We start from the raw sequence: 10,809 nt of genomic DNA on the forward strand, positions 1-10,809 counted from the left end.
AAACTGAATAATTCATAAAAAGTAATTCATAAAATAGAGGAAGTTGCCATGCAACCTTTACTCCCACAAAATGACCCTGATCTCGATACAAGAAACCAGGCCATTGGACAACAACGCCAGAAATATCAATGGAGCTACTATCCCAATGATAATGGCACTCCCATGGTGAAAAAATTACCTCAAGATGAGCAGCCTTTTAATAAACCCCAATGGATTCGTGACTCTATTTCAGTAATCTTAAGAGTCTTTGGCAATCAGTCTTTAGAAGATTTTTTAGCAGGCAGCTCTTGCTCTAAGTTTGTACTTTACGGCATTACTACCTGGGTTTATCGATTTATCAATAACATTAAAAACACTAAGTTTCTCCTCTGGCTTCTCAACAGATTAAAGCCTTTGCTTCAGCGTCTGTACCGCAGAAGAGAATTAGCCACCCAAACCCCTAATAGACCAGAGAAAAACTCTCAGAACAATCAGCAACAAAATCTCACTAGTTTAGAAAAAACGCTTCAAGACTATCAAAATTTATTTCAAATTATTTATCTTCCCTGCGTTAGCGAGCATTTTCAAGAAGATCGTGAGTTCGCGGCGCATCGGGTTGCCGGCCCCAATCCATTGGTGATTGAGCGGGTGAAGGAACAACTTCCCCCAAATTTCCCCGTAACTGACAACCAATATCAAGCTGTTATGGGAAAGGAAGATTCTCTTGCTCAGGCAATTCAAGACAAAAGGCTTTATTTAGCTGACTATAAGATCTTTGATGGTATCAAAGCTGGCGACTTCCCCCCAGAATACACCAAATACCTATGTGCTCCTTTAGCTTTATTTTCAGTACCTCAAGCTGGTAATTGCCCTCGTTCTTTAGTCACTGTCGCCATTCAATGCCATCAAGCGCCAAGTTCGACAAATCCTATTTTTACGCCTCCACCACCCAGCACCCCCAAGGATCAGCAATGGTCTTGGTTGATTGCCAAAACTATAGTGCAAATTGCCGATGCCAACTATCATGAGTTGATATCCCATCTGGGGCGAACACATCTACTCATAGAACCTTTTGTAATCGCAACGGAAAGAGAACTAGCCCCCAATCATCCTTTAGGATTGCTGCTGCGCCCCCATTTTCAAGGCACTTTGTTCATTAACAATGCTGCAACAGTAGGTCTAATCAACAAAGATGGCATAGTTGATGCTACTTTTGGGGGAACTTTAAATGAATCCCTGCGGATTACTCTTGAAGGCGTTAGAGGCTATCCTTATTCCTTTAATGACTCAATGTTACCCAAGTTTTTTGAGCAGCAAGGAGTTGATGATCCAGACGCCTTACCTGATTATCCTTATCGGGATGATGGGATGTTAATTTGGAATGCAATCCACACATGGGTTACTAGCTACATCTCTATTTACTATCACAACGATCAGGATATCGTGGATGATTCGGAACTTCAGCATTGGGTTCATAGCCTAACAAAAGATAATGGCGGGCGCATGAAAGGGTTTGGTGAGTCCAATTCGTCAGGGGGTTTAGATATTCATTCCAAAACATATCTTATTGATGCGGTGACGCTACTTATCTTTACTTGCAGCGCCCAACATGCAGCAGTCAATTTTGCTCAAGCTACTTATATGAGCTACGCTCCCAATATGCCCTTAGCAGGATATAGTTCAGCACCTTCAACTGCCACGGGGGCAACCCAGAAATCTTATTTGGACTTATTACCTCCTTTAGTACAGGCTGAAGCTCAAATGAATATCACTTACACTTTGGGATCAGTTTACTACACAGAACTTGGTCGATATGCAGGCAAAGATCAGCCACCATACTTTAGCGATGGCAATGTCGCTCAACCACTGAAGGATTTTCAAGATCGTCTTCAGGAAATTGAAACTATTATTCAAGAGAGAAATGCCGTAAGACCTACTTTTTATAATTTTTTACGTCCCAGTAAAATTCCCCAAAGCACTAACATTTAGTTTTTTGGCAAGAGAGATACGCTGAAATTTTCCCAGTGTCTTTTCCCACTATCCTTAATTCGACGAGGTTTAAAGCAGATGAATCAGCCTAAAACAATAATCGAAGAGCAGAGATTTGACGAAATTCAAACTTGGATGCCCACAGGACAAGGTACAGAGTTACCAGATGTTTTAAAGGGTATCTATTTTATGGATGGCAATAAACTTCCTGACGATTGCTTCACGATGAATGCCCAATGGGATGCGGAGCGCCTTACTTTATTTATTCGCGTTTTTGATCCACTGCAATGGACTTTCAATCCTTCAGATAGTGGTCGTCAACTCCTGAAACTGATTCAGTTGACTAGGCTAGTTTATGAAATTCGCTTTAAAGATAATACCTTCAAGCGTGCAGATGCTATTCCTACAATTTTAGGATTCCGTTTACCTCGATGGATTGTCGTGTTTGAGATGAATCAAACAGAAGATAGTGTTGATGGTAGTACCTGGGATCGCAGAAACCGAGGATTTTTTCGCTTAATTCCCATGGGGGGCTATATTTTGAGAAAAATTGTGGACAAAAACGGCCAAAAACTGTCGACCTTTGACAAAATGCTGTCCCAAGTTGAGGAAACTTGTATTGTTGTGGCTGAACCTGAGTCCTAGACGACTAGTTAATCAATAATAATAATTTAAAATAACACTGCTTAAGTTTCAGCTTTTTTAGTCCGCCGAGCCTTACCCACTGTGCTGATGACGTCGATTAGCATTTCTAAAGCAACAGCTTTCCCTGGGCAAATACGCCCCGCAGTGCGATCGCCAACAGAGTTAAAACCCATATGAAAAGGACATAAATTCTCCCGCTGTGGATTAAAACTATAGGCGCTAGTACCCCAAAAATCTTCACTAAGCATTCCGAGTAGCATCGGAATTAGAATTTTTGTTCCTGTAGGAAAAGTTCGCTCCTTACCAGCTATGTTGACCGTAAAAGGTTCGGTAGCAACCCGATGAGAAGCACTCACTGGCATGAAAAGACGACCACATTCTAGGAGAAATAACTTGATTGCTTCTCGATCATCAAGATCAAGACTGTCCCAGTGAGCCGTGACATCAATTTTATTTGTCTGGCGGCCTTGATAAGCGGGCAAAGGTTGATATCCCATAGCAGTACGCCCCAAATGGAGAGGGCCTTGTAATCCCGCAATACTCATTACTGACACCATCAGTTTGGCCAGCTCACGCCGGGTCATATTGTTGTATTCAGGATTGTTGTCGGAAAAATTAGCTAAAGCAGGCGAGTTTTCGTAGATATCGGCTACCTGTTCGATAAGTTCTGGGAGCTCGCCAAAACCTGCGATTTTCAACTTTTCTAAAATGCTACTACCAGCAAAATAGTGTAATGTCCCTTTTTTTGTGTAATGCAAATTGGTCAGAATAGCAATTTCTTCTTTCTCCGGGTCAATCCCAAACAGAACATAGTGAAGATATCGCACCATAAAAACCATCCAGCCCTTTTGATCATCGGTAAAGAAAGCCTCTCCCACAGAGTGGGGCATCTCAAGATAATCAGTAGCAAGATTTTCCAATAGCTTTTGGGCTGTAGGGTCCTGTTGTCTTGCGATCGCAGCATCATTGATTAGATAATCGTTCATGCATTTACGAAAGGCTGAATGATCTTGACCTCCCGCTGCGCTGTCAGAAAGAGAAATTAGAAAAACATTTCTCCCACCATCATCGATAACTGCGGCATGATCTTTACTCAGCATAGTTGTGCCCAGACGCCAAGTACGAGCTTGAGGCGATGTGAGCGTTGTTTCAAGGGTGGGGAACTCTCCCAACACAACTTCCCCTGCACAACAAAAGTTTAAACCCAAAGCCTGGCGTTTGCCATCTAGGTAAACGGGATTATTTCCGAGCATCCCCTCGATAAAGCTGATCGGAGGCAAAAAAATCTTACTCAATAAATTATCAGGTTTCTCCAATGCCCAAGCCTGAAAATTATTGAGTGTTTTACCCAAAAATGAGGGAGTTACCTTCGGCAAAGTGTCTGGTGACATACTCATATTCTGACTGCTAGTTTTTGCTTAAGTATATAAGCCGATAGACATAAACAGCCTAAAATATGTGTCGAAATGTAAACTTACCTTGCACTTCATCTCAATTTTTCTAAGTAACTTATTTTTTCGGTAAAAGAGCGATGGGATTAACTGCCTTATTACCATTAGGACGGATTTCAAAGTGTAGATGAGGACCAGTGCTAAATCCCGTGCTGCCCATTTCCGCAATTTGTTGTCCTTGTTTGATTTTCTGACCTTTACGAACCAAAATCCTGTTGTTATGAGCATAAAAAGTAACACTTCCATCAGGATGTTGTACTTTGACTAACTTCCCATAGCCCCCAGAATTCCAGCCCGCAAAAATTACTTCTCCTGTTGCTGCTGCGACAATTGGGGTTCCGATCGGAGCGGCAATGTCTATGCCTTTATGCATTCTCCCCCAACGCCAGCCATAGCCTGAGGTGAAAGTTCCTTGGGCAGGCCACATATAACCATCAAAAAGACTTTCATTTCCAGGTAAATATTCCTCTGGAGCAGATAAGGGTGGAAGTTTTGGTCTCAATCCTTCTCTTAGAGAAGGAGCATTAAACAGCCTATTGTAACCTTCTGTAGGTCTAATTGCTGAACTGATGCGAAATTCTTCTGATGAATTATTATCCGACCTGGGACTTATGTCTTCTTGAGCCTCAGCCACAGAGACTGCACTAGGGATATAGCTGGACTCTACAGACTCTCGCCTAACTAGAGAAGAATTTCTAGTAGTAGTAGTTGATGAGTCTTCTCCCCCATATTGGCTTTGAAATTGATTTCTTAGTTTGTCAATATCTGCTCGCAATCCAGAGATATATGGGTCGCGAACATTTTCGACTTCGTCTTTATTTGTGGATAAATTAGTGCTGATGTCTCTGGTGACCAGGGGATTTATTTCACTACGAGAAGTTCTTTTTGGGCTACTGGCAGAAAAACTGAGGTCAGGACTAACTTGTGACTTTTCCTCAACAGGAATAACTAACTGGCTATTTACTGAAAGCTTACCAGGGTTCTTGATTTTATTAGCTTCAATGAGTTTTTCAGTAGAAATTCCATAAAGACGCGCAATGCTCTTTATCGTGTCTCCGGACCGAACTGTGTAGATCTGTTTCGTAATTGTTTTGTGGGAAGTATTCTGCGCTAGAGTTAATGAAGGTAGCTGGGGAATGGAGATAGTAGTGACTGGGTTTGTTCCCAAGTTCGATTTGGAGTGGATTTTGATTGTGGAGATTTCGGCGGCCTGTTCCTGGCTTGCCTCGATTTTAAAATTCCCTAGAATCTTCCCCTTTCGCTCTGTGTCGGATTGAGCTATCGAATTTGAGGAGTGTTGACTAGCTGTTGAGAGGTTTCCGGGAGCTGCTTGGGCTGTTTGAGGAAAACTTAAAACTGCCCCGAAGGAGCTAATGGCAGCAACTAAGCCCCAAAAGGTGACTGATTGACTCTTTGAGGAGTTGTGGGGGCGCCTTGACCTATGTTTTCCCATAGGTAGCTTTGTGCTGTGGCTTTGAGCTTTTTCAACGTAGCAGTTTGAGAGTGTGTGCGGTTTGTTGTGCATAGCGGTTTGTTGGGAAAAGTGAAGTTCTAAGTGATGTTCTAGGTATATTTACTCGGCTTAGGAATTCATTATCTAGTAATTAGGTAAATTATTCAGTTAGATCTCAATATAAAAAGTCGTACTATCTTGTTTTCCTTGAAGGGATAGCAAGAAAGCACAGTTTGGGGAACAGCTTTGGTGTCTTAATGGTTTTTTTGTATTTCAACGAAAGGGTAACCTGAAAACAGAATTTAGACAAGTATCTTAGGAGAATTTCTCCTGTGAGGTCTAAGGTCAAAGCTGATGGGTAGAAAGTTTATAGCTGTTTTTGATGCCTTAGTTGTCGTAAAGCCTCAAATAATCCGATAGAAGCGCTTACTGACAGATTGAGACTTCTTACTTGGGGTTGAGCGATCGCAATAAAGGCTCGATAATCACAAAGATCGAGGACTTCGGTTGGCAAGCCTTCTGTTTCACTGCCAAATAACAACCAGTCGTTTTCTTGGTATTGATAATCGAGATAGTTTCCGCTGCCACGAACTGTAAACCCAATTAGTCTACCTTCCTGTTGTTGTTGCACTTGCCAGAAAGCTTCGAGATTGGGATGGTAATGGAGATCTACATGGGGCCAATAATCTAAGCCAGCCCTCTTCAAATAGCGATCGCTGATTTCAAACCCGAGAGGTGCCACCAGATGTAATTCTGTTTTGGTTGCGGCACAGGTGCGGGCAATATTTCCTGTATTGGGGGGTATTTGAGGATGAACCAAGACAACGCGCATATTTTCAGTTATCAGTCTGTTATTTCTAATTTTTTAATCAAGCTACCAAGATAGGTTGACAGAGTTTTGATTCAAGATCTTTTTCTTGTTGGGCTGTAGTTCGAACAGCTTGTTGGATGATAGCGGGAATATCTTGTCCTTGCTCATGCATCTTTAACCATTGTTGTGCCGTATTGCCCGATCTTAAGATTTTTTTGATTGGCAGTAAAAAACAACTATAGCCCCGTTGCTTGGCGAAGGGGAAAACCTCTTGATAGAGTTCTTCTATCCAATTGCGTGCTGTTATTTTGCGACCATCTTGCCAATGGATTAATTCGGCATCAAGACTATCTCGCGCTACCAATAATTCATTTTTATCCGCGATCGCAATTAACTCTTCCGCTAAATTACCGCGATCAAGACTACTTTGCTTTAAAGGATCTAACCCAGGTTGTTCCATCATTTGATGAAGTCGCGCCTCCAAAAGCGCCGTAATTGCCAATAGCGCAACAGGATCTATAATTAGGTCGCAAATTCTCATCTCCAGTCGATTTAACTTGTAAGGACGGCAATCGCCATTAGGTCTCACCGAAGACCAAAGATGACGGACATTGCGCATGGTGCCAATCTTTAATTGCTCTTCTGTCCACTGGATAAAATGCTGATGACTAGTGAACAAGGGTACATGGGTAGGAGTTTTCGGGAACATTTGCCAGCGAGTTGAATGATAGCCCGTAACTTTACCATCAATAAAAGGAGAAGAAGCACTCAAGGCTAGATACAAAGGAGCTTCCAGACGAATTAATCGGCAAGCTTGCATTAACAATTCGGGATCGCTAATACCAATATTGATATGAATACTTGCAGTAACGACATTAGTTCCATAGGTTTGTTCAATGTAGCTATGATAGGGATTGTTGGGGTCAGAACGGAAGAAGCGATCGCTAGTACCCAAGGATAGAGTACTACCAGGAATAATTGTATAGTCACCCAAGCTATTCAAATAATGGCGTAACTTTTGTCTCGGCTTCAAAAGCGCACATAGTATGCGTTCATAGTTAGTATAAGGAGCTGTTGTATATTCAACATTTCGACTATCAGGCTCTCTGACAAAACAATCCAAACTTTTAACTATTTTGTCTGACAAGCCGACAATCTCACCTTGTGGCGTGCCAGTGTACATTTCGACTTCAAATCCTTTAGAAAGTAACACAATTGCTCCTAAGTACTCTTAAATCAACAGCCTTGCAAAATTTTGACCTGATTTTTCTCTTCGATATTGCCTATTGTCTTTCAACCCTACCGTCTAAAACAATAGCCAGTTGCATATTACACTATAATATATTGATACATTACATATATTGATATATTACATAAAAAAAAGTAATTATTCTTGAAGCTTGTTAAATAAAACCGATACAAACCCTATTGTTTCATGATTTTAGGTTAATTGAAAGAGTGGGAGGAAACAAAGAATAGCTATATTCGATACAACAAATGTTGACTCCGATGAGATACAATTGCTCACCAGCATAATAAATCAATACTTAATAAAACAAAAATAAAGACTATAAAATTTATGTCAACCCTTTTATCCTCTGAATCTCAAGTGATTACGGCTTCTTCCTCAACTGCGCTGGACAAGGCCGAATTGAACCGTAAACACATCACTAGATGTTATCAAGCAGATCAACAAGTAAAATATTTGCACCTCGAAGCTGAAATAGACGTTTTGATTCAGCAACTGCAAGTTTTAAAAAAAGCTAAGCAATAGTATCAAATCTTAAACACATTAAGCTACGCGCTAAGATATGCTAATTGCTGAAATATAACAATAATTACCAAGGAAGCAAATATGACAATGCATCCTAGATTGGCGCGAGCCTTTGCCGAAAAAAATGCTCTTAAAGTCATTAGTGGCTTAAACAACTTCGATATCGATAATGTAGCTGCTGTGGTTAAAGCAGCGGAAGCCGGTGGAGCAACTTTTGTGGATATTGCTGCCAAACCTGAGCTGGTTTGCGCGATCCGCAAGCTAACAAGTTTGCCAATCTGTGTCTCTGCTGTTGAGCCGGAATTATTTGTTGCTGCTAGAGAGAATGGCGCAGATTTAATTGAAATTGGAAATTTTGATAGTTTTTATGCCCAGGGCAGAAGATTCGAAGCGCCAGAAGTCTTGGCACTAACTCAAGCTACTCGTTCTTTACTTCCTGAGATTGTTCTTTCTGTGACTGTTCCCCATATTTTATCTCTTGATGAACAAGTGCAATTAGCAGAAGCTTTGGTGGCAGCGGGGGCAGATATCATCCAAACCGAAGGTGGAACTAGTATTAATCCTGTTAATCCAGGGGTTAGGGGTTTAATCGAAAAAGCTGCCGCGACCCTGGCCGCTGCCCATAGTATCTCTAAAGCTGTAGATGTACCGGTGCTTTGTGCTTCGGGTTTATCTAATGTTACGATCCCCATGGCGATCGCGTCTGGCGCATCTGGCGTCGGTGTTGGTTCTGCTATTAATCAACTAGATAGCGAAGTTGCTATGTTGGCCCAGGTAAGAAGTCTTGTGGAGGCTTTAGCTCAATATCCGGCCCGGGTTAGAGTTTAAGAAGGCAGATGGCAGATGGCAGAGGTTTAAATATCTCTGTCTTTTAGATTTTAACTAGAATGATTCTTGAAGTTGCAATTCTCAATATCAAAGCAGGTATGAGTGATAGTTTTGAACGCTCTTTTCAAAAAGCTTCACCGATTATTGCTGCAATGCCTGGATATATATCCCATGATTTGCAGAAATGCCTAGAAAAGAGCGATCGCTATTTATTACTTGTTCGCTGGGATAAACTTGAAGATCATACAGTAGGGTTTCGTCAATCGGCAGAATATGAAACTTGGAAGCAATTGCTACATCATTTTTATGAGCCCTTTCCCATCGTGGAGCATTACTCTACTGTCGAATTGTGATTTATGTAGACATTCAATAAAAATGAAGTAATTTCAGGTAGTTTAGTGAGATCGCGTTTTTCGATTAAAAAACTCTACTAAGTATTCAGCCAGTCCAGCAATTCATTTCTTCGATAATAAATAAAAGTAACCAAACTGATTGTACCCAGTAACCAAAACCAACCTGAATAGGGTGGCATCCGCCACAAGCGAACCCGATTATTTTCTCGGCCACCACTAACAGAAGCTAACCATTTACCATTAGGGCTAAAGGCGATCGCATTTGTATCCATCCAATGTACTCGATGTGTAGCAATTTTCTTCCCACTTTTAATATGCCAATAGCGAACCTTCCCAAATAATCCTTTGGGCAAGTCAAAACCTGGACCAATCATGATACTATCGTTTCCTTCTATAACACCATAGGATACGGCTAAGTAATTACCATCAGGACTTATAGCAATATCAGTTGGTAGTTCTTTATCTTCATAGGGATTTCTATGAGAAATTATCTTTAACGTCTAGTGTGAATTAATTCGTTCGTATTTAGGGGTTTTTAGATTCAATTTCGTTAAATTAACCTTGTCAATTTTAGCTGATTGTCCGCGATCTCGGACAACAATAATTCTCGGCTCTTAATGCGATCGCAGGAAAATCAATCTTGATGAGTTAGCTCATGAGGAAAAGACTTATCTTTGATGAATCCTAGCTTCTAGATTTCAATCTGCTCTCTGAGTTTTATAATTCACACCAGACGTATACTAGATTTGCAATGAAAATCAAAAAAGCTATTTTGATATTATTTGGGTTTTCTTTAATGATCAACCTAAATATATTAAAAACTAATGCAGCATCTGCTTATACTCCTACTTGTTTAGAATCAAGAGCCGGTGATAGTAAGTCATTTGGTACTTCCTTAGCTGTTGATGGAGATTATTTAGCTGTGGGAGATCCTGAAGCTAATCGAGTTGTAATTTATACTCGTAAAACTGATGGTAATTGGCAAAGAATACATGAAATAAATCCCCCAAAACGTTCTCTTGCAGTAAAAAGAGGATATGGCTTTGGTTATGAAGTTGCTATTAATAATAGTATCTTAGCTATTCGTGCTTACGATTATAAAAGTATCATCAGAACTCTGCCATTTTTAGGAGAATACCCTAAAAATAAGACTAACTTAGGTTTTGAAACTTATTCAATATTACTTGATAAGAAAAAAATAGACCTCTTGCAAAATATTTTTGTGGTAGAGTAAAGGGTTTGCACTTCTCTTGTACCTCATTTATGAACTACGCAAATGCCAAATCTCTATCAGGTAAAAAGTTTAAGCGGCGCTTTGGGGTCGAGAAAAAAACTTTTGAACGAATACTTGAAGCATTTAAGCAAGAATTTCCTCACAGACCAAAAGCAGGACGACCTTGGGATTTAGCAAGAGAAGAGCAAATTTTAGTCACCCTGGAATATTGGCGAGAATATCGTACCTATTTTCATATTGCAACAGATTTTGGAGTATCAGAATCAACTATTTGTCGCGTAGTTCATCGAGT

11 protein-coding genes and 1 pseudogene are annotated in these 10,809 nt (G+C 40.6%); 7 read left to right on the plus strand and 5 right to left on the minus strand.

Annotated elements, in window-relative coordinates; all coding sequences use genetic code 11:
* Positions 1-48: 48 nt before the first annotated feature.
* Together XEN7305_RS09825 and XEN7305_RS09830 are read left to right on the plus strand one after the other, a co-directional pair.
* Positions 49-1,968 (plus strand): lipoxygenase family protein, encoded by a 1,920-nt coding sequence (locus XEN7305_RS09825; RefSeq protein WP_006509252.1) that lies wholly within the window; start codon positions 49-51, stop codon positions 1,966-1,968.
* 78 nt (positions 1,969-2,046) lie between these two features.
* Positions 2,047-2,613, plus strand: coding sequence for a hypothetical protein (locus XEN7305_RS09830; protein WP_006509253.1), 567 nt, complete (start codon positions 2,047-2,049; stop codon positions 2,611-2,613).
* A 41-nt stretch (positions 2,614-2,654) separates the two neighbouring features.
* Here XEN7305_RS09830 and XEN7305_RS09835 read toward each other — a convergent pair whose 3' ends face one another.
* The 4 genes from XEN7305_RS09835 to gshA all read right to left on the minus strand — a co-directional run bounded on the left by XEN7305_RS09835 (position 2,655) and on the right by gshA (position 7,541).
* Positions 2,655-4,004, minus strand: coding sequence for a cytochrome P450 (locus XEN7305_RS09835; RefSeq protein WP_238568958.1), 1,350 nt, complete (start codon positions 4,002-4,004; stop codon positions 2,655-2,657).
* A 118-nt stretch (positions 4,005-4,122) separates the two neighbouring features.
* Positions 4,123-5,517, minus strand: a complete 1,395-nt coding sequence (locus tag XEN7305_RS09840) for a M23 family metallopeptidase (protein ID WP_006509255.1) — start codon at positions 5,515-5,517, stop codon at positions 4,123-4,125.
* A gap of 367 nt (positions 5,518-5,884) precedes the next feature.
* Complete coding sequence (locus tag XEN7305_RS09845) at positions 5,885-6,349, minus strand: tRNA (cytidine(34)-2'-O)-methyltransferase (protein ID WP_006509256.1); 465 nt, start codon at positions 6,347-6,349, stop codon at positions 5,885-5,887.
* Positions 6,350-6,386: 37 nt separating this feature from the next.
* Positions 6,387-7,541 carry a glutamate--cysteine ligase gene (gene gshA / locus XEN7305_RS09850; protein WP_006509257.1) on the minus strand — a complete coding sequence of 385 codons (1,155 nt, stop codon included), beginning with the start codon at positions 7,539-7,541 and terminating at the stop codon, positions 6,387-6,389.
* A 366-nt stretch (positions 7,542-7,907) separates the two neighbouring features.
* On the opposite strand from gshA, the gene XEN7305_RS09855 reads away from it, so the two are divergent.
* The 3 genes from XEN7305_RS09855 (at position 7,908) to XEN7305_RS09865 (ending at position 9,283) form a co-directional block, all read left to right on the plus strand.
* Positions 7,908-8,102 (plus strand): hypothetical protein, encoded by a 195-nt coding sequence (locus XEN7305_RS09855; RefSeq protein WP_006509258.1) that lies wholly within the window; start codon positions 7,908-7,910, stop codon positions 8,100-8,102.
* Positions 8,103-8,183: 81 nt separating this feature from the next.
* Complete coding sequence (locus tag XEN7305_RS09860; protein WP_006509259.1) at positions 8,184-8,930, plus strand: DUF561 domain-containing protein; 747 nt, start codon at positions 8,184-8,186, stop codon at positions 8,928-8,930.
* Between the two features lie 59 nt (positions 8,931-8,989).
* Entirely contained in the window at positions 8,990-9,283 is a 294-nt protein-coding gene (locus XEN7305_RS09865; RefSeq protein WP_006509260.1) for an antibiotic biosynthesis monooxygenase, read from the plus strand.
* A gap of 77 nt (positions 9,284-9,360) precedes the next feature.
* Here the strand turns inward: XEN7305_RS09865 and XEN7305_RS09870 are convergent, their stop codons facing one another.
* On the minus strand, positions 9,361-9,657 hold the full coding sequence (locus tag XEN7305_RS09870) for a WD40 repeat domain-containing protein (RefSeq protein ID WP_006509261.1): 297 nt from the start codon (positions 9,655-9,657) through the stop codon (positions 9,361-9,363).
* Positions 9,658-10,034: 377 nt separating this feature from the next.
* Here XEN7305_RS09870 and XEN7305_RS09875 point away from each other — a divergent pair, with 377 nt between their 5' ends.
* Together XEN7305_RS09875 and XEN7305_RS30305 are read left to right on the plus strand one after the other, a co-directional pair.
* Complete coding sequence (locus XEN7305_RS09875; protein WP_006509262.1) at positions 10,035-10,517, plus strand: hypothetical protein; 483 nt, start codon at positions 10,035-10,037, stop codon at positions 10,515-10,517.
* A gap of 179 nt (positions 10,518-10,696) precedes the next feature.
* Positions 10,697-10,809, plus strand: a pseudogene (locus XEN7305_RS30305) (transposase family protein); the annotation flags it as partial.

It is taken from the genome of Xenococcus sp. PCC 7305, from assembly GCF_000332055.1.
GTDB lineage: Bacteria > Cyanobacteriota > Cyanobacteriia > Cyanobacteriales > Xenococcaceae > Xenococcus.

Bases quoted from the DNA above. Each gene is read 5' to 3' on its own strand.
- XEN7305_RS09855 (WP_006509258.1), top strand. From the start codon at position 7,908: ATGTCAACCCTTTTATCCTCTGAATCTCAAGTGATTACGGCTTCTTCC.
- XEN7305_RS09860 (WP_006509259.1), top strand. From the start codon at position 8,184: ATGACAATGCATCCTAGATTGGCGCGAGCCTTTGCCGAAAAAAATGCT.
- XEN7305_RS09870 (WP_006509261.1), bottom strand. From the start codon at position 9,657: ATGATTGGTCCAGGTTTTGACTTGCCCAAAGGATTATTTGGGAAGGTT.
- XEN7305_RS09865 (WP_006509260.1), top strand. From the start codon at position 8,990: ATGATTCTTGAAGTTGCAATTCTCAATATCAAAGCAGGTATGAGTGAT.
- XEN7305_RS09845 (WP_006509256.1), bottom strand. From the start codon at position 6,349: ATGCGCGTTGTCTTGGTTCATCCTCAAATACCCCCCAATACAGGAAAT.
- XEN7305_RS09825 (WP_006509252.1), top strand. From the start codon at position 49: ATGCAACCTTTACTCCCACAAAATGACCCTGATCTCGATACAAGAAAC.
- XEN7305_RS09830 (WP_006509253.1), top strand. From the start codon at position 2,047: ATGAATCAGCCTAAAACAATAATCGAAGAGCAGAGATTTGACGAAATT.
- XEN7305_RS09875 (WP_006509262.1), top strand. From the start codon at position 10,035: ATGAAAATCAAAAAAGCTATTTTGATATTATTTGGGTTTTCTTTAATG.
- XEN7305_RS09840 (WP_006509255.1), bottom strand. From the start codon at position 5,517: ATGGGAAAACATAGGTCAAGGCGCCCCCACAACTCCTCAAAGAGTCAA.
- XEN7305_RS09835 (WP_238568958.1), bottom strand. From the start codon at position 4,004: ATGTCACCAGACACTTTGCCGAAGGTAACTCCCTCATTTTTGGGTAAA.